17 protein-coding genes and 1 pseudogene are annotated in these 21,615 nt (G+C 61.5%); 6 read left to right on the top strand and 12 right to left on the bottom strand.

Annotation, left to right across the window (positions count from 1 at the left end):
• Positions 1-15: 15 nt before the first annotated feature.
• On the bottom strand, positions 16-1,362 hold the full coding sequence (locus tag ACIQF4_RS18610; RefSeq protein ID WP_400517286.1) for an MFS transporter: 1,347 nt from the start codon (positions 1,360-1,362) through the stop codon (positions 16-18).
• Positions 1,363-1,491: 129 nt separating this feature from the next.
• Between ACIQF4_RS18610 and ACIQF4_RS18605 the strand changes: the two genes are divergently transcribed.
• Positions 1,492-2,487 carry a LacI family DNA-binding transcriptional regulator gene (locus tag ACIQF4_RS18605; RefSeq protein WP_400517287.1) on the top strand — a complete coding sequence of 332 codons (996 nt, stop codon included), beginning with the start codon at positions 1,492-1,494 and terminating at the stop codon, positions 2,485-2,487.
• A 232-nt stretch (positions 2,488-2,719) separates the two neighbouring features.
• Here ACIQF4_RS18605 and ACIQF4_RS18600 read toward each other — a convergent pair whose 3' ends face one another.
• From ACIQF4_RS18600 to ACIQF4_RS18590, 3 genes are all read right to left on the bottom strand, one after another.
• Entirely contained in the window at positions 2,720-3,481 is a 762-nt protein-coding gene (locus ACIQF4_RS18600; protein WP_400517288.1) for a carbohydrate ABC transporter permease, read from the bottom strand.
• A gap of 62 nt (positions 3,482-3,543) precedes the next feature.
• Positions 3,544-4,476: a carbohydrate ABC transporter permease gene (locus ACIQF4_RS18595; protein ID WP_400517289.1), complete on the bottom strand. Its 933-nt coding sequence runs from the start codon at positions 4,474-4,476 to the stop codon at positions 3,544-3,546.
• Between the two features lie 58 nt (positions 4,477-4,534).
• Positions 4,535-5,845, bottom strand: a complete 1,311-nt coding sequence (locus ACIQF4_RS18590) for an extracellular solute-binding protein (protein ID WP_400517290.1) — start codon at positions 5,843-5,845, stop codon at positions 4,535-4,537.
• A 643-nt stretch (positions 5,846-6,488) separates the two neighbouring features.
• On the opposite strand from ACIQF4_RS18590, the gene ACIQF4_RS18585 reads away from it, so the two are divergent.
• Positions 6,489-7,847 carry a glycosyl hydrolase 53 family protein gene (locus ACIQF4_RS18585; protein WP_400580015.1) on the top strand — a complete coding sequence of 453 codons (1,359 nt, stop codon included), beginning with the start codon at positions 6,489-6,491 and terminating at the stop codon, positions 7,845-7,847.
• Positions 7,848-7,894: 47 nt separating this feature from the next.
• Here ACIQF4_RS18585 and ACIQF4_RS18580 read toward each other — a convergent pair whose 3' ends face one another.
• Together ACIQF4_RS18580 and ACIQF4_RS18575 are read right to left on the bottom strand one after the other, a co-directional pair.
• Positions 7,895-8,365 (bottom strand): helix-turn-helix domain-containing protein, encoded by a 471-nt coding sequence (locus ACIQF4_RS18580; protein ID WP_400517682.1) that lies wholly within the window; start codon positions 8,363-8,365, stop codon positions 7,895-7,897.
• A 144-nt stretch (positions 8,366-8,509) separates the two neighbouring features.
• Positions 8,510-8,782 (bottom strand): annotated as a pseudogene (locus ACIQF4_RS18575) (AraC family ligand binding domain-containing protein); the annotation flags it as partial.
• A gap of 396 nt (positions 8,783-9,178) precedes the next feature.
• Between ACIQF4_RS18575 and ACIQF4_RS18570 the strand changes: the two are divergent.
• Positions 9,179-10,069, top strand: coding sequence for an alpha/beta hydrolase (locus tag ACIQF4_RS18570; protein WP_400517678.1), 891 nt, complete (start codon positions 9,179-9,181; stop codon positions 10,067-10,069).
• Positions 10,070-10,298: 229 nt separating this feature from the next.
• On the opposite strand, the gene ACIQF4_RS18565 is transcribed toward ACIQF4_RS18570, so the two are convergent.
• The 6 genes from ACIQF4_RS18565 to chvE all read right to left on the bottom strand — a co-directional run bounded on the left by ACIQF4_RS18565 (position 10,299) and on the right by chvE (position 17,550).
• Positions 10,299-11,231: an intradiol ring-cleavage dioxygenase gene (locus tag ACIQF4_RS18565; protein ID WP_400517676.1), complete on the bottom strand. Its 933-nt coding sequence runs from the start codon at positions 11,229-11,231 to the stop codon at positions 10,299-10,301.
• A gap of 48 nt (positions 11,232-11,279) precedes the next feature.
• Positions 11,280-12,218, bottom strand: a complete 939-nt coding sequence (locus ACIQF4_RS18560) for an aldo/keto reductase (protein ID WP_400517675.1) — start codon at positions 12,216-12,218, stop codon at positions 11,280-11,282.
• Positions 12,219-12,380: 162 nt separating this feature from the next.
• On the bottom strand, positions 12,381-13,460 hold the full coding sequence (locus ACIQF4_RS18555) for a maleylacetate reductase (protein WP_400517674.1): 1,080 nt from the start codon (positions 13,458-13,460) through the stop codon (positions 12,381-12,383).
• 77 nt (positions 13,461-13,537) lie between these two features.
• The gene (gene mmsB / locus ACIQF4_RS18550; protein ID WP_400517672.1) at positions 13,538-14,779 is read right to left on the bottom strand and encodes a multiple monosaccharide ABC transporter permease; all 1,242 of its coding nucleotides are present in this window, start codon (positions 14,777-14,779) and stop codon (positions 13,538-13,540) included.
• On the bottom strand, positions 14,776-16,314 hold the full coding sequence (mmsA, locus tag ACIQF4_RS18545; RefSeq protein ID WP_400517671.1) for a multiple monosaccharide ABC transporter ATP-binding protein: 1,539 nt from the start codon (positions 16,312-16,314) through the stop codon (positions 14,776-14,778). The genes mmsB and mmsA overlap by 4 nt, the downstream gene beginning before the upstream one ends.
• Positions 16,315-16,389: 75 nt before the next feature.
• The gene (gene chvE / locus ACIQF4_RS18540; RefSeq protein WP_400517670.1) at positions 16,390-17,550 is read right to left on the bottom strand and encodes a multiple monosaccharide ABC transporter substrate-binding protein; all 1,161 of its coding nucleotides are present in this window, start codon (positions 17,548-17,550) and stop codon (positions 16,390-16,392) included.
• 308 nt (positions 17,551-17,858) lie between these two features.
• On the opposite strand from chvE, the gene ACIQF4_RS18535 reads away from it, so the two are divergent.
• From ACIQF4_RS18535 to ACIQF4_RS18525, 3 genes are all read left to right on the top strand, one after another.
• Entirely contained in the window at positions 17,859-19,469 is a 1,611-nt protein-coding gene (locus ACIQF4_RS18535; protein WP_400517669.1) for an IclR family transcriptional regulator, read from the top strand.
• Positions 19,470-19,621: 152 nt separating this feature from the next.
• Complete coding sequence (locus ACIQF4_RS18530) at positions 19,622-20,704, top strand: Gfo/Idh/MocA family protein (RefSeq protein WP_400517668.1); 1,083 nt, start codon at positions 19,622-19,624, stop codon at positions 20,702-20,704.
• Positions 20,701-21,585 (top strand): sugar phosphate isomerase/epimerase family protein, encoded by an 885-nt coding sequence (locus ACIQF4_RS18525; RefSeq protein WP_400517667.1) that lies wholly within the window; start codon positions 20,701-20,703, stop codon positions 21,583-21,585. The genes ACIQF4_RS18530 and ACIQF4_RS18525 overlap by 4 nt, the downstream gene beginning before the upstream one ends.
• Positions 21,586-21,615: the final 30 nt, after the last annotated feature.

Here is a 21,615-nt window from a genome sequence, read left to right as displayed (position 1 = left end):
TCTTTCTGCGGGTTGCTAGCGTACGGACTTGATGCGGAGGACGACCAGTCCGCCGAGCAGGGTGATGCCTGCTGCAATCAGGTAGAGCAGGGTGTAGTTCTTTTCGGCGGCGGTAGCACCGATGGTCAGGAACAGGGGAGCGATCAGGGGGGCCGCGGCCTGAGGGATGGAGGTCGCGAACCCTGTGATTCCCAGGAAGCGTCCTGCGTTGGTCTTCTTCTCGGGCAGCACGTCCAGGAGGAGGGCCTGGTCCACTGCGGAGAATCCGCCGATCCCGATGGAGGTCAGGAAGGATCCGACGATGATGATCGGCAGGTCGTGGGCGAAGGCCATGACGACGATGCCGGCCGCGAAGATCACTGCAGCTGCGAGCACGATCGGCTTCCTCCGGCGGATCTTGTCTGAAAGGAAGCCGCCACCGATGGCACCGAACGTTGTGGCGAGGACGCCGATGCCGCCAACAGAGGCGATAACGCCGGCGATTTCCTGCAGCGAGACGCCGAGCCGGGAGGCCAGAAAGAACGCGGTGAAAGTGGTGTTCAGCGTCAGCCCAAAGTAGAAGAGGAAACGGGCGAGCCAGTTCCAGCTGAAATCCGGGTACTGCTTGGGGTTGTAAAGGTACTTGGAGGCAATCAGCTTGATGCTGAGCTTGTCCTCGAAGACGAGGTTCCTGCTGGATCCTTCCCGCACGAAGAGGACGAACAGTGCGCAAAAGAGGACGCCGGCGATGCCGGGGACAAGGAACAGCAGCAGGTTGTTGGTCATCAGCGACCCTGCGGAGACGACACCGATGACCGGGCCGATCTGGGTGGCGAAGCCCACGAGTCCGGAGACCTTGCCGCGCTGTGATTCCGGAAGGCGGTCAGCCTGTGACGCGTTCAGGCCTGCCAGCGCCTGTCCCCAGCCAAGCTGGGCCAGGATCCAGCCCAGTGTCAGGACAGCAATGTTGTCCGCCGAAGCCATCACTACAAGGGCCAGCACGCCGACGATTGTGCCGCCGATGATGAAGGGGCTGCGCCGGCCCAAGGGGGTGCGGGTCCTGTCGCTGAGGGTTCCCAGGAAAGGAGCTGTGAGCATGACGACCAGGGAACCTGCTCCGAGGATGTACCCGAGGTTCTGTTCCTGGCCGGGAGTGAGCTGGCTGACCTTCACCGAGAGGGAGATGGCCATAGGCGTGATGAATGCGATGAAGACGCCCAACTGCGCGAGGACCATCAGCCAGATGTACTTGGCAGACACCTTTGGCAGGTCGGTGTCCTGCACGGGCACCTCGTGAATGGTTTCTTCGTCGGTATTGCCCATCACACCGGTCACGGGGGAACCGGCGGGAGGGGACACGGGCGGTGTCTCAGGAGAAATCATGGGGACTCCATTGTCGAAAGCACTGGTGTGGAACAAATCACTAGTACGTACTAGCAGGTATGGGTAAAATGCTAGCAAGGCAGGATTGCTTCTGGCAAGACCTGTTTGTAACGATTCAAGGAGTGCGGGTTGACCACATTGACAGGGCGGCGTGTGACGGCTGCGGACGTGGCCCGGGAGGCGGGTGTTTCCCCGGCAACTGTGGGCTTTGTTCTGAATCGGACTAAGGGGCAGACGATTTCTGAAGAGACCCGCAAACGCGTTTTGGCGGCCTCCGAGCGCCTGAACTACCGGCCTCACCAGGCGGCGCGCGCACTGCGGAGCGGGCGGAATAAGATCGTGCTGCTGGTTCTGCCTGATTGGCCGCTTGAGCACAGCCTTCGGACCAACCTGGAGGCCCTGACCCACGCCTTGGCCGCACACGGATACGCCCTGATCACGTACACGCCGCTTGCGGACAGCGCCGCTACGCCGCTTTGGGCAATTCTGGATCCGGCCGTCGTTATCGGCTACGAGCCGTTTTCTGCTGACGAACTGGCGGACATGAAATCGCTGGGCATCCGCAACGTCATTCCTTCACCTGATGGGGAAGTGGCTCCTGCGTCTCCCGATTTTGCGTCGGGACCTCAGCTTCAAGCTGAGTATCTGATAAGTCTCGGTCATGAGAAATTGGGGTTCGCATGCCCTTCCGATCCCAGGCTGAAGGAGTTTGTTCAGGCACGCCTGGAGCTCGTGAACAAGGTCTGCACGGAGGCTGGTCTTCCCCTTCCCTTGGTCCGGCAAGTCGATTATCAGGACGAGTCGGCACCTTTAGCCGTCGCTGCTTGGCGGGAGTCAGGTGTAACTGCTGTGGTCGCCTACAACGATGAAACAGCTGCAGACGTGATTGCCGGGGCTGTCCGCAACCGGATACGTGTCCCTGAGGATCTCTCCGTGATCGGACACGACGACTCCCCCCTGGCAGTCCGCTTCATCCCATCAATCTCCAGCATCTCAGTGGATATGGAACAGCTCGGCCGCTACACGGCTGCTGTTGCCCTGCATTACGTCGAAGGACACCCTTTACCCGACCCGCCGGCAGAAGCTGCAGTGATCGTCCGTAGGGAATCCGTTGCCCCCCGGTAGATTCCTGCCTTTAAGCATTCACGCGAGATTAAGCACCAACCCGTTTCAGCGGTAACCAGGGGTTGGCCCTGCTTGCTTAGCGGCGGCGGCTGTGCTGGTCGAAGGTATCAAAAGCCTACGGATCGGGGCTCTGGTGAGGCGATCACTCCCGGCTGCTTGCCAGATTCCCGGCCGAACCCACCGGTAACTCTCCGCGCTGTGCTGCAGGTCGCTGGTGGTGTGGGTGTTCGTGTCAGCCCTTGACCGCTCCGGCGGTCATGCCGGCAACAATCTGACGGTTGAAAAACAGGTACATGACCAGGGGCGGAATGGTGATGAGCAGAATATTCATGAACAGCAGGTTGTAGCTGGTGGTGAACTGGCTTTGGAAGTTGAATAAAGTCAGCTGGACGGTCGCATTCTGATCCCCCGGGAAGAAGTAGAGAGGGTTCTGAAAGTCATTGAAGACAGCGACCGACTGGACGACGATGACGGTCACTATGACCGAGCGCAGGAGCGGGAAGACGACCCGGAAGAACAGGCGCACGGGTCCACAGCCATCGATGACGGCCGCTTCATCCAACTCGCGGGGGATCGAAGCGATGAACGCACGGAAAATCATGACGCAGAAGGAAATTCCGAACGCAACTTCAATGAGGATGAGACCCGGCATGGTCTTAAACAGGCCAAGACCCTGCAGGACCCAGATTGTCGGGACGACGGCGGGAGGAATGATCAGGCCTGAAAGGATAAGGAAATTCGCGACCGCGTTCCAGCGGCTGCGGCGGCGCTGCAGCACCCACGCGACCATGGCCGAAAGGACTACAAGGATCGAGACGCTGGCCACGGTCAGCACCGTGCTGTTGATAAAGGCCGTGACGAGCATGAAGTTACGGGCGGCGAGGACCTGCTGAAAGTTCTCCACAAACGAGAAATCTGTTGGCCAGCTGAAGTCCAGCTTGGCTGCCTGGCGGCGGTCCTTGACCGCGATGAGAACGATGAAAACCAGCGGCACGATGAAGACTGCCGTGGTGATGGTGATTGCGAGCGTTCCCCACCCGTACCGCTTGAGGGTCCTCACTGCTCGACCTCCTTGCGGTTCAGAAAAATGGATAGGGGCAGGACGATGGCTGTAATGATTAGGAAGAGCACGACATTTCCTGCCGTTGACAGACCGTAGAATCCGGCTTGGTATTGCTTGTAGATCACCGATGCGATGACATCCGAAGCGAACCCGGGCCCTCCTTTTGTCATGGCCCAAATCAGGTCGAAGGAGCGTAGGCCGCCGATGAGGGAGAGGATGATAACGGTCGTCGTCGCGGGACGGGCGAGGGGTACGGTGATGTTCCAGAACGCCTTCCAGGGGCTCGCGCCGTCCATCCTGGCCGCCTCGAAGTATTCCTGAGGTATTGAAACGATGCCGGCAATGTAAATCACGGTAGCGAGGCCTACCCCCTTCCAGACATCCACCAGGCCGACCGAGTAGATGGCCCAGGCGGGATCCGCGAGCCATGAAGGCCCCTGGATGCCGATAGTGGAAAGGGCCTGGTTGATGATGCCGTTGGCAGGGTCCATGAAGACACTAAAAACGATCCCCACGCCGATGCTGCTGAGCAAGACCGGGAAAAACAACACTGAGCGCAGGAAACCCCGGGCAATGATCCTCGAGGTAAGCAGGACACCAAAGACCATACCGAGCCCCACTTTCAGTCCCGAGGTCAGCACCGCATAGATAATCGTGTTCTTCAGACCGGTCAAAAGGGCTGGTTCACGGAAAAACTGGAGGAAGTTTTCCAGGCCGACGAAGGTCGCGTTGAACATGTTCCACCGGGTGAGGCTGAAGAAGAACGAGGCAAACGTCGGCAGGAGGAACAGCACTGCGTAGATTACTGCGGCCGGAAGGTAAAACCAGTACGGATAAGGGCTCTTCTTCCTGGCCCGGGGCATCGGGGCGGCCACACTGGAGTGCCGCGGGGGCGCCACCATCGGTGCGTTCTGTTTGAGGGTCATGGCGTCTCCTGAGCGGGCCCGGGGCAGCACCTGCTGCCCCGGGCCTCCTGTATTTTGTTCAGTTCCAACCGGGCAGGTTCAGCTGCTGAGCCTGCTTTTTGACGTCCTCGTCGTACAAGGCTGCTGCCTTTTCCGCGGTGGACTGCTGCGTGCCGAGTTCAACGGTGATCTGCTCCAGCGAGGGACCCTTGACCGGCGAGAGGAACTCCAGTGCCGGGCTGTTCCTGGAAGGGTCATCGAAAAACGGAAGCATGTCCTTGACTGCTGACGGCGCATCAGCGGGCAGCGTGCAGTCCTTCAGGAGATATGGTCCTGTGACACCCGCGGCCTTCGTTTGGACATCACAACCCTCCTTGCTTGCGATGAAGGCCTGGAATTTCTGGGCTTCTTCGACGTGCTTGGAGGTCTTTGGAACGTACACGGCGGTGGGCATCCATACTGTCAAGGCATTGGTGGACGCGTCGTCGCCGGGAAGCGGAAAGACTCCAATGTCGTCAAGCTTCTCCGGGTTGTTGGCCTTGATGCCGGCCAGCCCCATCGTCAGCATCGGGTACTGGGCGCCCTCGCCGTTGGCCAGCATGTCAAGGCCCTGGGCATAGGTGGCAGAGGCGAAGTCCTTGTTGAACAGCCCCGCCTTTGCGGCCTGTTCCTGGCGCTGGAAGCCTTTGACGGCTGCGGGGTCGGTTGCGAACTTGGCCTTACCGGCGGTGAAATCTGCTGCGAAGCTGGGCTCCGACTTGGCGACGTTGGCGAAGTCGGCCAGCACAAACAGCTGGGACGTCCAGGTGTCCTTGTACGTCTGGATGATCGGGGTGATCCCCGCGTCCTTGATTTTCTCGCTGTTGGACACAAATTCTGTCCAGGTCTTCGGCGCCGTCAGATCGAGCTGTTCGTAGACCTTCTTGTTGTACAGCACACCGCCAGCCATACCGGTGCCGAACGGCACGCCGTACACCTGATCGTTCGCTGTCACCACGGGCTTAAACGAATCCGAAATGTTTGCCGCAAAAGACTGCTCGGTGACAGCAACGAGATTCTGCTCAGGGTTTATCTGCTGAAAGAGTGACCCGGAGTTGTAGGCAAAGACGTCCGCCATGTCCCCCGTGGCAAGCTTGGTCTTAACGAGGTTGTCCCCTTCCGAACCACCCGGGCGGGTCTGAACCTCAACGGCGATGTCGGGGTGGGCGGCGGTAAACTCCTTGGCCAGTTCGTTTGCGGCCGCGACCGTCGCATCGCTGTTTTCCACCAGGAACGAAAGCCTGGTTTGACCGTCCGCGGCGGAGCCGGCCCCGGAACAGCCCGAGAGCAGGAGAGCGGCCGCTGCGGCCACCGCCCCTGCCCCCAGCACGTGGTTCTTAAATTTCTTCAATCCAGCCTCCTGAAATTGTGGCCCTGAACCAGAAACCTATTGGAACGATTCAATATGGGTGTTTTGCATGAAAGTACTTTTTGCGTTGCTTATGGCAAGGCCGAACCCGGCAAGGAGGGGATCGACGTGGACCGTCATGGCATCGCGGCCATGCGGGTGAGGGATGGGTCAGCAGGAGCCGCCGAGGGCGGCACCCTCTTTGTGCCCCACCCAACGTCCAGCCTTTAATTCGTCCACCAGAAGCGCGGCCATTTGTGAGTTGCGCGACTATTACGGACTAGCCGGAGTTGATGCTAGCCCGATGAAGCGGGCAGGCGCAAGACCAGTTGGACCAATTTCACTGGCGGGCTGCTTGCAGCGCCTGACCGCTCTCGGAGCGACCATGAGGTGCAAATACGGCCGGGAAGTCCCCGGGCTGCGATCTGTCGCCAGAACATTTCAGACACCAATGAGGGGGACAGCTGCCCGACACTCCTGGCTTTCGCTGTGTTCATCGTTGAGCTTTCGGTCCCGCCAGCCTAAACAGATCAACCCTGTGCTAGGTCTCAGCAACCGAGTGCTACATCAGCAGCCCTGGTGGAGACCAGAATGGATAGCGGTCCGGACCGAGCCGGACCCCCGAGAGTGAATAGCGAGACCGACGATGACGTCATCAACTCCTCCGTTTCAGTCGCAGCACCGCGGCTTCAACCGCCGAAATTTCCTTACGATGTCTGCCGCTGGGGGAATCATGGCCGGGTCTGCGGCGACGTTCGGCGCGATCCCGGCGTCGGCAAGCCCTAAGGCGAAACTTAGCAATTCCAGCGGTGGCTTCCGTTCGGCTCTGTCAGTGAGCCCGTTCACGCAGTCAATGCTGGCAAAGGGGCTGACTTTCACGGACGGCAGCCTTAGAGCTGGCACGCTCGAAAGCGTACAGCGGATGTTTATGGCCCACGGCGGAAACGAGGTTTTCACGCGGATTGCGACCCGCCGCCAGGCCAATGACGTTGACGCCCAGCACGGCTTCAAAGAAGGTCTTGAGAAAGCCGCCCTGGCCCGCAAGCTTGGGATACCGCTGAACCCCGAATTGGGCCTCTGGGCGGTCTATGGTGACATCTCGCATCAGCCGGGACCGGACTTTTCCGACTATCCCCAAATCTCGCTGCCGGGTCCATGGTCCTCGTTGTCCATCACGGAGATGACAAAGGCGATGCGGGAATACGGCGCCCAGGTGGCAAAGCAAATTCTTGGCAAGGGAGCGGAGGTGAACGTCTGGGACCTCGGCAACGAAGTGGAGTTTGGTGTTGCTGGTGTCGCGGTCAGGAGCTTCACCGAGTCGACAGCGTACTGGTCATACTCCGCCCCCGACGCTGTTGACCCTGAAATCGGCAGAATGACTGCTTATCAGCTCTTCACGATGCCGGATCGAACCGCGTGGCTTCAGCAGCACCTGTGGCCCCATATGGGTGCCATTTTCGCTGCGGTCGCCGCCGGCATCAAGAGCATCGATCCCCACGCCCGGTTCAGCACCCACACCAGCACAGTGGCGCTGCTTTTCCCTGACCTCCTTACACAGTTCTGGCAGTCGATGAACGATGCAGGGTTCGATATCGACGAATTGGGGGTTTCCTACTACCCCACAAGCTCCGGCGGGTCCTTGGCCTCATTCCAGGCCACTGCCACTGCCCTCAAAGAGAAGTACGGCAAGAAGGTGTTCGTCGCGGAATGTGGGTATCCATCGGGCACAATGGAGGCACCGTTCGCCTGGAACTCTCCTCTTCTTGGATATCCGCAGGACCAAGATGGCGAATACCGCTTTTACCGCGACTTAACTGCGTGGGGCGCGAGTACCGGCGTACTATCTGGTGTTCGCCCGTGGGCCCCTGACTATGCCATTGGGGGTTGGCAGCCAATGAACTTCTTTACGCCAGAGGGTAACGTAGCGGCCGCCGAGCCGGCACTGAACGCCATCCGCGATGGCCTCGCATCCCTCATACCGCCCCTGCTGGGAAGCCCGGGCTGAACCATCTAACCCCGCGTATCTTTTGCGGCAGGACACGACCGGCACGTTCAGTCCGGGCCGGCCTCGGGTCGAAACCGCTCGCGGTACGTGGTGGGCGGAACACCAAAGTGGGACCGGAATCGGCGGGCAAAGTAGTTGGGCTCGGACCAGCCCACTTCCCTTCCCACGCGAGAAACTGTGTAGTCCGTGGAGATAAGCAGCCGCGCTGCTGCCTCCGCTCTCCTCTTAGCTAGATAGGCGAGCGGAGGCAGACCAGTCTGGGACTTGAACAGACGCACCGTATGACTCGGCGTCATATGCAGCTTGCAGGCCAAGTCCTTCAGCGTCCAGGAATCATCGAGACTGGCCTCCATCAAGCGGATGCCCTCCACCACCGAAGGATGGGACAGGGACGTGGATAAGGTCTGCCCTTTATCGGTAGCTACCCTCACAAGATCATCGAGAAACAAGATCAGCATTGCCAGGAATTCCGCTCGCCGCCCCGTCGAAGCGCCGCAAAGATGCTCGAGTTCCGTCATGCGTCCAAGCCTTGACTCCAGCTCGTCCCGCAATAGCCCGCCTATGTAGATCTGATTTCCGTAGGAAGGACGGGCACTACCGAATAAAGCGCACGCTGCCGCTGTGTCGCTCACCATCCAGGAAAGAGGGCCGTTCAGCAAGTCGGTACTAACCCCGCAGTTGAACACCTCAAGATCGCGACACGAACTGTAGCCGTGGGCGATGCCGGGCTGCAGGATAAGAACGTCGCCCTCTTGGACGAGTTCTGTCCCTATGGCTGACTCATGGAGAGCGGACCCTCCGGTGACCACGACTACCTCCACAAAGGAATGGCTGTGCATCGGATAGCCGTCCCTATGTTGATGCCTGCGCGCATAGATAGGGGAGGAGCCCAGAAGGTGCACTACCCCGCTGACATCCTTAACATCCGGAAACATCTAGCGGCCCATCCGGCCAGCCAGTGGATCGGAAAATTCAGCCCAAAAGCCGTTTGACTTATTACTCATCGAGACTCCATTGACCCAATCACTAGTACGAACTAGTGATTGATAGTAGTCTTCTCATTCCCTGATGTACAGGTACTTCGGTGGCCGGCCAGCTGCCGCATCCGCGTGCGAGTTTGATTCGGCCGCCAAGTAGCGGAGCCAAAGGGAGCCGATGGCAGGCAATGCGTCATCGCGCAGCGCAGTCGAGCCTACAAGGCTGGCACCAATGATGCCTTCGCGTGTAAATTGCGGCCACTAGAACGTAGTAGTACTTCGGTCACAACCCGGACGCGCTTGATCCACTCGAGTGGGGTCCCGCTCGCGCTCATCTTTTTTAAGGAAAAAACTGTGCATAAGAAAGCTGTTCCTAAGTCCTACACAGAAAGCCTGGAGATTTCGGATGAACTGGTTGAGGGCCGACACGGTTCAATTCCGATTCGGAGGTACACGTTCCCGACGGGACCTGCCCAGGACAGCGACCTGCTCGTATGGTTGCACGGAGGCGCCTTTAGCGGGGGAGGGCTGGATCAACTCGAGTCCCATGCCGTTGCTTGTGCGCTGGCAAAGCAAGGCCGGCCTGTAGTTACCATCGACTACCGCCTTGCACCGCCCTGGAGCTGGATTAGCAAACCAAAACCGGGAGTATTGCCCGGCATCAGGTTTCCCGTACCCCTAGACGACGTGATTGACGCCGCCAACGCGATTCGTAAAGAGTCACCCAACCGGCGTCTCATTCTCGGAGGTGCAAGCGCGGGCGCATGTCTGGCTGCTGCAGCAACACTTCGCTTGAGAGATGAGGGACAGGAACTGCCTGCCCGGCTAATCCTGGCCTACGGTACCTTCCACGCCGACCTGCCCACTTTGCCGCCCGACATAAGAGCCCGCGTCCGGGGACGCCATGGGATAGCGCAATTCAACCCACGTGTAGTTGAACGGATGAACCGAAATTACGCTGGATCCCCTGCAGCGATGTCCGACTTCCACGCATTTCCTGGCGGCGGCGACGTTTCAGAATTTCCCCCAACCCTCATGCTGGACGCTGACCGCGACACGCTCAGGGCATCCGGACAGGCCTTTAGGGATGAGCTAATCACTGCCGGTACCGCACTGAAGTACTGCGTCGTCGTCGACGCACGTCATGGTTTCCTCGACAAACCAGAGACGCGATCATTCGCAGACGGCATCAAGCGTATCCATGCCTGGCTCAGCCACTCGTGGGTACAGGAGCCGGGTACTTAACTTCAGCTGCGGGACTTGGTGTTGCTTTTGTTCCGCCAAACGTTGTTCCTGCCGACGTACATCACCTCATCAGGTCCCTAGAACCACGGGCGGAGCGCAACGCCGGAAATGCCCCTAACCTCGGTCGGAGGGTAGGGGCCGATTACCGGCGTGAGCCATATAAGTTCAGATGGTTTAGGGTTTGTCCTTCTGGCTTAGGATCGGCCAAGCCCATTCCAAGTAGTACCCGTTAGTCGGCTGCGGGTGGGAGGACGATGTCGAAGCGGGTTCGCGCCCAGGTGCGATCTCCGAGGTCCCGCCCGTCAGGGGTCGGCGTGCCCGCTTCCTGCTGGACGAAGTCTTTGATGAGGGATTCCTTGACTCCGAAGACGGTGTCGTACTTGAGCAGTTCGTCGCCGCGGACGAAGATGTGCGTGACCAGTGTTCTCAGGCCTGGTTTAGTGACCATGAAGTGGAGGTGGGATGCGCGCATGGGGGAGCGTCCCACTGCTGACAGCATCTGCCCGACGGGGCCGTCGTGGGGGATGGGGTAGGGGGTTGGGGTCAGTCCCCAGAACCGGTAGTTTCCGTCCTCGTCGGTGTAGAGGTGGGCGCGGCCGGAGACTCGCTGGTCGCTGTACTGCACGTCGTAGAAGCCGTCTTCGTCGGCTTCCCAAACCTCTATCCGGGCGTTGGGGACAGGGTTTCCGTCGGTGTCTTTGACGCTGCCTTCGACCCAGCAGGGTTCGCCGGGCGCTGCGCCGGCGATGTCTCCGCCGTTTTCGATTCGGGGTGCGTCTTCGACGAAGAATGGTCCGAAGACGGTGGCTTCGGTGGCCTCGCCGTAGGCTTCGTTGTTGACGTTGATGGTTTGCATCGATGCTCCAAAGACGTCGGAGAGCAGGATGAATTCCTGCCGGCGGTCGTCGGTGATGTGGCCGACGGCGGTGAGGAATTCGATGGCTTTGTTCCACTCAGCTTCTGTGAGCCTCACATCACGTATGAACGCGTGCAGGTGGGTCACCAGGGACTGCATCAGCTGCTTCAGCCTCGGGTCCTGGCAGTCCTCGAATGAGCGCAGCACGTTGCGTACCAGCTGTTCTTCAACGTTCTGCTGGGCCGCGGAAACGTGCTGGGCGTCGGGGGTGCTTTGAGTTTCGGGGACGCGGGTCTGCTGGATCATGGTCGTTTCCTCGTTGTTGTTTGTGATGTCGAGTATGCCGGCAGGGGCTCAGAGTTGCGATGCCTCGTCGAGCAGCCGCAGGTCGTTGTCGCTCAACTGGATGTGCATCGAGTCGAGCAGCGGTGTGAGCTGATCGGTGGTGCGGGCACTGGCGATGGGGGCTGCAACGCCGTCCTGAGCGGCGAGCCAGGCCAACGCAATGGACGCAGGCTCTGTGGAATGTTCCCCGGCGACGCGCTTAACGGCTTCGATCACCTGCCGACCATGAGGGTTCAGGTACTGTGCCGCGTCGGGGGCGCGTGGGCTCTCGATCTCCTCGTCGTCGTCGTACTTCCCGGTCAGGAAGCCGTGGGCGAGGGAGTAGTAGGGTACGACGGCCAGGCCGTGAGTGCGGGCCAGGGGAAGGATGTCGGCCTCGATGCCGCGTTCGACGAGGTTGTACTGGGGTTCGACGACGACGGGGGTGTGGAACCCTTCACGGGCGGTGATGGTCAGCCATTCGGCGATTCGTTCAGCGGTGTAGTTCGAGATGCCGATCGAGCGGATCTTTCCTTGGTCGATGAGTTCGGACATTACCGCGATGCTCTCGATAAGGGGCGTTGTGGGGTCATCGAAGTGTGCGTAGTAGATGTCGACGGCGTCGAGGTCCAGTCGCGTCAGCGAGGCGTCGATGGCGGCGCGGATCGTTTCGGGCGCCATCCCGGCGAAGTCGGGGTGGTGACTGACCTTGGTGGCGATGATCAGGTCGTCGCGGTCGGATCGGTTGGCCAGCCATTTTCCGATGATGGTTTCGGATTCTCCGCCTGTGTTGCCCTCGGCCCAGAATGAGTACGAGTCGGCGGTGTCCAGGAAGTTGCCGCCGCCTTCGACGTAGCCGTCAAGGATCGCGTGCGACGTCTCGGTGTCAGCGGTCCAGCCGAAGACGTTCGTGCCGAGGGCTAGTGGGGATACGGCAATTCCTGGGGCGATGGTCCGCTTGGCGACCAAGGTCTACCTCCTGGTTGAATCTGCAAAATATGGGCGAATGGGGCGGTTTGGAGTAGGCCCCTCCGGTCGTGAACACACGGTACCGGAGGGGCCTACTGCCGCTTTTTCCTCGAGCGGGGGTCCGCGCCCGGCAAGGAGCGGGGCGTGGACCGTGCTTGAGGGTTAGGCGGTGGGGTTTGCGCTCGGCGGCTTGCCTGCCCATGCCGCGTGCAGGATGCCGCGGACGTCGTCGTAGGTGATGGGGCGTGGGTTTCCGTAGGAGCGGCTGGTTACTTCTTCTGCGATGCGGTCGATGTCTTCTTCCTTCATGCCCAACTCGGCGAGGGACCGGGGCGCGTCGAGTTCCCCGGCGATCTGCCACAGCCTTTCAGCGGGGTCCGCAGCCCCGCCAAGTGCCCTTGACAGGGCAGCGGTCGCGTCCGGGGCTGCCGGCTGGTTGAAGGCAAGGGCGTGGGGGAGGACGACGGTGTGCGTCTGGGCGTGGGGCAGGTTGAGGGTTCCACCGAGTGCGTGGCACAGCTTGTGGTGCAGCGACATAGTGGTGGCACCAAGGCAGGCACCACACAGCCATGACCCGTAGAGGGCATTGCTGCGGGCTTCGGGGTCGGAGCTGTCAGCCACGATGGCGGGCAGCGCTGCGGCAAGGGCCCGGACGCCTTCTTCGGCCATCAGCGAGATGATCGGTGTCGCGTCAGGTGCGTAGAGGGCTTCCACGGCGTGGGCGATGGCGTTGATGCCGCTGGTCACGGACATGGCGGCCGGCAGTGTCATGGTGAGCTCGGGATCGTAGACGACGCTGCGGGGCAGCACCCGGGGGTCCTTGCCGGTTTCCTTGCGTCCGTCGGTCGTCAGTCCCCACACGGGTGTCATTTCAGAGCCGGCGTAGGTGGTGGGGACGGCAACGATCGGCAGTCCGTGCTTGAGGGCGATTGCTTTGCCGAGGCCGATTGCTGAACCGCCGCCGACAGCGACGCAGCCGTCGGCACCGACGCGGGTGGCTTCGTCGCTGGCCCGCTGGGCCACCTCGTTGGGCACGTGCATGACAGCTTCCGGAAGAACACCGACGCAGCGCTCACCCAGGGCTTCGGCTACCCGGTTGCCGGTGTCCTCCTGTTCGGGTGAGCAGAGGACCAGGACGCGCTTGAGTCCGATCTGGTCGAGTTCTTCGGGCAGGGTCGAGAGAGAGTTGACGCCGAAGCGCACCCGCATGGGGAGGGCTTCGTATACAAACTGGTGGGTCATCAGATGGGCTCCTTGTGAAGAGTTATTGTCCGCGTGATTGTTCCTATTCACGCGGGGCTTCTTGATGCGGGAAGCGGTTAGCGGGAACCGGCCCGGCGCTTGTTGTAGATGTCGAAGGCGACGGCAAGCATCAGGACCAGGCCCTTGACGACTGACTGCACGGACTGGTCGATGCCCATCAGCTGCATGCCGTTGCTCATGACGGCCATGATGAGGCCGCCGGCCATGGCTCCGACGACTTTGCCGACGCCACCGGTAACGGCCGCGCCGCCGATGAAGGCTGCTGCGATCGCGTCAAGTTCGAACATGTTGCCCGCGCCGGGCTGGGCGCCGTTGGAGCGGGAGGAGAAGACGATACCGGCCACAGCGGAGAGGAAACCCATGTTCACGAAGATCCAGAAGTTGACGGTGCGCACCTTCACGCCCGACAGGGCTGCTGCGACGACGTTGCCGCCGATGGCGTAGACCTGGCGGCCGAAGACGCTGCGCTGCATGATGACGCTGTAGACCAGGATGAGGATGGCCAGCATGATCAGGACAAGCGGCATGCCGCGGGCGATGGCCAGCTGCCAGGCGAAGACCATGACTGCGATGCCGACAACGAGGATTTTGGCGATGAACAGCGGGAATGACGGGACGAGCTGGTTGTAGCTGATCAGGGTCTTGCGGGTCCGGTACTGGTTGGCGGCGTAGCCGATCACGGCGATGGCGAAGATGAGGAGCGTGAAGAGGTCGTACCCCTGGCCTCCAAGGAGGCCGTTGAGGAAGCCGGATGCGATGGTGCCGTAGTCAGCCGGGAAGGGGGAGAGGGATACGTTGTCGAGTACGACCAGGGTCAGGCCGCGGAAGAGGAGCATGCCGGCGAGGGTGACGATGAACGCCGGAATCCCGACGTAGGCGACCCAGTATCCGTGCCAGGCTCCAATAGCGAGGCCGGTGGCGAGGGCTGCGAGGACGCCGACCCACCACGGCTGTCCGTATTGGATGACGACTACCGCCGACACTGCGCCGGTCAAGGCGACTACGGAGCCCACGGAGAGGTCGATGTGCCCGGCGATGATCACGATGACCATGCCGATGGCCAGGATCAGGATGTAGGAGTACTGCAGGACGATGTTGGTGATGTTTCCGGGACCGAGTGAGGCGCCGCCGGTGAGTCCTGCGAACAGCGCCACGATGGCCACAAGGGCGATGTAGATGCCGCTGGTGCGCAGGTTGCGGGTGAACAGCTCGCGGATTTCGCTGGTTCCGGTCTTGACGACCGCTGCTGCGGCCGGCGAGTCTTTCCTTTGGGATCCCCGGGGGGCTGTCACGGTCATGCTGTGAGTTCCTTCTCTTTGGTCATGAGTGTCATGAGGCGTTCCTCGGATGCTTCAGCCGCGGGCAGCTGCCCGGTGATCCGGCCTGCGGAAAGCGCGTAGATGCGGTCGCAGGTGCCGAGCAGTTCGAGCAGGTCGGAGGAGATGACCACGACTGCCTTTCCGGCGTCCACGAAGCTGTTGATAAGGGTGTAGATCTCGTATTTCGCGCCGACATCAATGCCGCGGGTGGGTTCGTCCAGGATCAGTACTTCGGGGTCGGTGAGCAACCACTTCGAGAGGACGACCTTCTGCTGGTTCCCGCCGGAGAGTTTGCCGACAATTGATTTCACGTTGGGGGCTTTGATGTTCATTGATTTCATCGCGAATTCGGCGGCACGGGCTTCTTCGTGGTGGTTGACGAAGCCCCAGCTCGCGAGTTTGCCCAGTGCTGCGGCTGAGATGTTGCGGGCGATGTCATCGATGAGGTTGAGGCCAAAGGCCTTGCGGTCTTCGGTGGCGTAGGCGATCCGTGCTTCGATGGCTGCGGCGACGGAGCGGGTGTGGATCTCCTTGCCGTGCATGAAGATTTTGCCTGAGACGTACTTGCCGTAGGAGCGGCCGAACAGGCTCATCATCAGTTCGGTGCGTCCGGCGCCCATGAGTCCGGCGATGCCGATGACTTCGCCGGCGCGGACTTCAAAGCTCGCGTTATCGACGACCAGGCGGTCCTGGGTGGGGTGCTTGACCGTCCAGTCCTCCACCCGGAGAACGACCTCGCCCGGGTTCGACTCACGGTCGGGGTAGAACGCTTCGAGGTCCCTGCCGACCATCCCGCGGATGATGCGGTCGACGTTCACGTCAGGATCTGCCATGTTCAGGGTTTCCACCGTCTTTCCGTCGCGGATGACGGTGGTGTGGTCGGCAATTGCTTCGATCTCGTTGAGTTTGTGGGAAATGATGATCGAGGTGATGCCGCGGTCACGGAGGGCCCGGACCAGGTCGAGCAGGTGCGCGGAGTCATTGTCGTTAAGCGCGGCGGTCGGCTCGTCGAGGATGAGCAGCTGCACTTCTTTGGACAGGGCTTTGGCGATTTCGACCAGTTGCTGCTTGCCGACGCCAAGCTGCCCGACCGGGGTGGTGGGCTCTTCGCGCAGACCGACGGATGCGAGGAGTTCGGCGGCCTCGGCGTTCGTCTTGTGCCAGTCGATCAGTCCTGATGCTCCTCGGCGCTCGTTGCCCAGGAAGATGTTCTCGGCGATCGACAGGTGCGGCACAAGGGCCAGTTCCTGGTGGATGATCACGATGCCGGCGTGCTCTGAATCCCGGATGCCGGAGAAAGAACACGTCTGCCCCTTGAACAGGATCTCACCCCCGTAGCTGCCGGCGGGGTAGACGCCGGAGAGGACTTTCATGAGGGTGGACTTCCCTGCGCCGTTCTCGCCGCAGATCGCGTGGACCTCACCGCGTTCCACGGCCAGCGAAACGCCGGACAGCGCTTTGACGCCTGGGAAGGTCTTGGTGATGGATTGCATTTCCAGGATGTGGTCGGCCATTGGCCCGCCGTCCTATCGGTCTTGTAGGGGAGAGGGGGAGGGGAGGGGCACTGTGTGGTGCCCCTCCCTGGACGACTACTGAAGGCGGCCGGCTTCGACCTCTGCAGCGGTGTAGTAGCCGGAATCGATCAGCGCGGATTTGATGTTGTCCTTGTAGATCGGCTGGATCGGCACGAGGAACGAGGGGACGACCTTGGATCCGTTGTCGTAGGACTTGGTGTCGTTGACCTCGGGGTCTTTTCCTGCCAGCAGGTCCTGGGACGCCTTTACAGTTTGTGCAGCCAAGGCGCGGGTGTCCTTGAACACGGTGGAGAACTGCACATCATCGTTGACGAACTTCACGGAGGCAACCTCGGCGTCCTGGCCGGTCGTAACAGGCATCGGCTTGGGCTGTGAGGACAGGGTCGGGCCGTAGCCGGCGTTGCCCAGTGAGGTGATGACGCCGCGGGCGACGCTGTCGTTGGGGGTAAGGACACCGTCGAGCTTGGCTGCTCCGCCGCTGTAGCTGGCGGTCAGCAGGTTATCCATGCGCTCCTGCGCCTTTTGCTGTGACCAGTTCTCGGTTGCCACCTGCGAGAGCTTGTTCTGTCCCGACTTGATCAGCAGGGTGCCGTTGTCGATGTATTTCTGCAGGACCGACATGCCGCCGTTGAAGACGAAGGTTGCGTTGTTGTCGTCCAGCGATCCGCCGAACAGTTCGATATTGAACGGTCCCTTGGCGGTGCCTTCGGAGCCGTCCTTGTTCAGGACACCGAGCCCGATGAGAAGCGAGGTGGCCTGCTGGGCGCCGACCTTGAAGTTGTCGAAGGTGACGTAAACGTCGACGTCGGCGCTGTTCCTGACGAACCGGTCGTAGGAGACTATCGGGATGTTCGAGCTTGCCGCCTGCTGCAACTGGGGGGACAGGGCCGTTCCGTCCAGCGGTGCCAGGATCAGCAGATCGGCACCTTGGGTCAGCATCTGGTCTACCTGTTGCTGCTGGGTGGGGATGTCGTTATTGGCGTACTGGAGGTCCACCTGGTAGCCGACCTTTTCCAGCCCTTCCTTGATGGCCTTACCGTCGGTGATCCACCGCTCTTCATCCTGGCTGGGCAGTGAAACTCCGATGCGGGTGTCGGCGGGAGCCTGTGTCCCTCCGCCGGCCCCGTTGCCGCTGCCTGCACCCCCTCCTGCACAACCAGCAAGTACCAGTGACGTGGCTGCTGTTGCAGCGAACATGACAATTTTCTTAAACACCGTTCTCCTCCTTTGGAGAGCCGCGTGACGCTGAAGGCGTCAGTTCTGCGTCGGCATGACCGCCGCGCCTGAAATTTAGATGTGATTGCGAGCACTTGGTGCCGTACAATGGACACCATGTTCGCACAGTACCAGCTATCGACGCTAGTGGTGTTGCAGATTACATTTGCACGCACCACAAGTCGGGCCTTCCGGGGCGCCTTGGGCCGGACGGACGACAATGGCAGAGGTGCTTATGTGCAGCGCGTCTGCGCGACGGTAGTTACGCGGATGCTAGCGACTCCCAGGGGTCAGAAAAGAGGCGGTTGGTGAACACCATTCAGCTGTTGAAAAAAGCCAGCCAGGTGATCGATGAATTGGCGCGGATTGGCCAGTCAACGCCGGCGGAGCTGGCCAAGGTCGTGTCCGAGCCGCGGCCCACCGTGTACCGGATCGTCGCTGCGCTGGAGCAGGAGAAACTCGTCCGGTCAAGCGGTGACGGGAAGCTCGAGCTGGGAACCGGGATACTCAAACTTGGCGACGCGGCGGCCGATGCGCTCGTGGACCGCGCAGAGCTGCGCGAACAGCTGCGCTGGATCCGCGGCCAGCTGGGCATGAGCCCCTACTTCTGCGTCCTGCGCGACAACGGAGCCGTATGCCTGGACCAGATTCAGGGCGCCGACGTCGACCTGCACGACCTGGCCCCCGGACGCACCCTTCCGCTCCACGCGGGGGCTGCATCGCAGGCTCTCCTGGCCTTCAGCGCACCCGAGTTCCGGGAGAGCGTACTGGCCTCGGGCCCCTACCCCGGCATCGCGTCCCGGACACCGCTTACCGGTGAGCAGCTGAGGGAGAGGGTTGAGCAAACCGCCAACCGCGGATGGAGCGTTGAAGACAGCGAGATCATCGAAGGCGTCGCCTCAATCGCCGTCCCCGTCTTCCGGCAGGACGGCAGCCTCCTGGGCGCCATCTCGGTCGCAGGCCTGCGGGCAACAGTCCTCGGCCACGAAGACGCGGCACGGAAAATCCTGAACACCGCCGCCCAGGCCCTCTCCGCCTCCATGTCCCAGGAAGACCCGAACGATACAAAAGAAGCCACCCGACTCGATCCTCCGGAAGGATCCGATCGGGACTCCCCCCGCGCCCCTGCCGTCATCGCCAAAGCATCGGCACTGATGTCCGCCCTGGCAGAAGAACGCATCGCAACCTCGACCCGGTTGACCGAGATGCTCGAAGAACCCGCCAGCTCCATTTACCGGATGCTGGCCACCTTGGCCGAAGCCGGATGGGTGGAACAGATCGGCCATCGAGGCGCATACCGGGTGGGAAGCAAAATGATTGCCCTTTCCGGCGAGCTCACCCGACGCCTGGACATCCGCCGGGCCGCCGCCCCCATCCTGCGCGAAATCCACGCAGCAACAGGGGAAACAACCTTCTTGTGCATCCGCCGCGGAACCCGGGCGGTGTGTATCGAGCGCATTGACGGGATCAGGGTCAACAGCCGGGTCCTGAAACTGGGGGAGTCCCTTCCCCTGCATGTCGGCGCCGCGCCCCGTGCGCTGCTCGCATTCGAAGACCGGGCCTCATGGGACGAATATGCTGCGATCGTCGCCAGCAGCGGCGAGCCATGGCGCGACGTGCGGTCCCGGTCAGAGTTCTATGCCGGACTGGAGCACATCCGGGACCAGGGCTTCGTTATCAGCGACAACAACGTCACCCCGGGCATCGCTGCCATCGGGGCACCCATCTTCGACCACCGCGGCGAAGTTGCGGCTTCCCTGTCCATCAGTGGACTGCGCGAGGGCATCCTGAACCGGCCTGAGGGCGAAGAGCCCATCGTCGATCTCCTCCTGCGGGGAACCAAAGTTTTGTCGGACTACCTCGGCGCGCCGCGCACTGCATCAAAAAAGGACGCAGACGTGTCACAGGTCATAGCTTGACCGACAGCCGCCTCCATGAAATGCTTTGGACAAGCTGTCCACTAGGTGACACTGCATACTGAATTTTATTGATCCGGCCGGGCGTCGCTGCCCGCCCCATCAAACATCCATCAAACGCACCGATCAGGTGCTCAGTCGAAGGAGACAATGCGTTGGAACCGATTGTCGTAGGACTTCTGGGAATCACACACCCGCACGCCTCTGCCCGGGTTCGCGCCCTGCGCGAAATTGAAGGGGTGGAAGTGGTTGCAGCCGCGGACGACGATCCCCGCCTGCAGTACTTCACCGATAAGTACGACATGGAGCCCCGCTCCATTGACGCACTGCTCCAGGACGAGCGCATCAACGCGATCATGGTCCACTCCAAGAGCAAGGACATGGTCCCTCACGCCCTGCGCGCACTGGCCGCCGGCAAGTCCGTTGTCGTCGAAAAGCCGGGCGGGGGAACCGTTGAAGATCTGCTCCAGCTGGCCGAGGCCGAATCCAAGGCCGCCCCCGGGTTGGTGGTGCAGGTCGGCTACAACGTTCGTCTCGCCCAATCCATCGCAGAGGCCAAGGAACTCATCGACACCGGCGTCATTGGTGAGGTAGTTTCCGTCTCCGCCCGTGGTGCTGCCCTCGTCGGTGAACACTTGACCGCGCACCTGAACCAGCCCGCGGACATGGGAGGGGCTCTGTGGATCATCGGATGCCACATGCTTGATTCCCTGGTGCACATGTTCGGCGCACCCGATTCGGTCAACGCCCGTGTCCACAAGTCCGGACGCCTGTCCGACGAGTCGAGCCGGGAAGATTCCGCAGCCGTCCTGCTGAACTACCCTGACAAGTCCGTGACCTTCAGCTTCGACGGGCACGACCACCTTGAGTGGTTCGAAAGCTCCCGTATCTCCGTCTACGGAACCGGCGGCATGCTGGAAATCGGCATCCTGCCCCAGAAGCTGCGCGTCTACGTGGACCAGGACCGCGCCGGTTGGCGCGCCGGCTGGACCGAGTGGACCCAAAGCTACTTCACCCCGCCCTTTGCCCGGACCGAACTGAACAAGTTCTCGGAACTGCCCGAACTGGGAAACATCAGCAACTTCCACCCTGAAATGCGTGGCTGGGTCGACAGCATCCGCACCGGCGCCCCGGTAGTCGCACCGGTCGCCGATGCCCTGGCCGTCGCTCGGATTGTCGACGCCTGCTACCGCTCCGAGAAGGAACAGGGAGCATCCATGGAGGTCGAGACCGCATGACCAGCGAAACCAGCGCAGCCCCGCAGCTGATCGCAACCTGCTGGGTGAGCGCCGGCGATACCGCCCCCGGACGCCCGGACGAGACCAGCCCCATCCCGATCCAGGAGCGCATCAACCTCATTGCCCAGACGGGGTGGTCAGGCATCGGGTTGGTACATCACGATCTGCTGCACGCACGCCGCACCATCGGCTACGCCGAGCTGGGGCGTATGATCCGCGAGGCAGGAATCGGCATCATCGAAGTCGAATTCCTTAACGGCTGGTGGGCCACAGGGGCCGAGCGCGCCGAATCTGACATCCAACGCGCCGAGCTGTTCGAAGCCGCCAAGGCCCTGGGTGCCCGGCACATCAAGGTCGGAGCCGGCATGACGGACAACCCCCTGCCGCTGTCGACGATGGCCAGCGCATTCTCCGACCTGGCAGAGGAAGCCGCTGAATCCGGCATCCGGCTCGCCCTCGAGGCGACACCGTTCTCCCATCTGCGCACGGCGCAGGAAGCGGTCGAGGTCGTGACCCACGCAGACAGTCCCGCCGCGGGCCTGATGATCGACATCTGGCACACCCACAGATCCGGCCTCACCCACGACGACCTCTGGGACGTTGTGCCCATGGACAGGGTCTTCGCCGTAGAAATCGACGACGGTTACAAGGACGTCGTTGGCACCATCTTCGAAGACACCATCAACAACCGCGCCTACTGCGGTCAGGGCGACTTCGACACCCGCACGTTCATCCAGAGAACTCTCGATGCCGGATACAAGGGCCCCTGGGGGGTTGAAATCATTTCCGCCGAACACCGCAGCCTGCCCGTTGCCGAGGGCCTTAAGCGCGCCTACGAAACAGCAATCAACTGCTTCCCCGAAGTCTCCCTCGCACGTTGATCGGCCAAGCTCCGCACCGCCCCCTGCCGT

It is taken from the genome of Pseudarthrobacter sp. NPDC092202, from assembly GCF_044755505.1.
GTDB lineage: Bacteria > Actinomycetota > Actinomycetes > Actinomycetales > Micrococcaceae > Arthrobacter.
The sequence above is the reverse complement of the archived record's forward strand: the minus strand, read 5'-3'. Positions and strand labels throughout refer to the sequence as shown.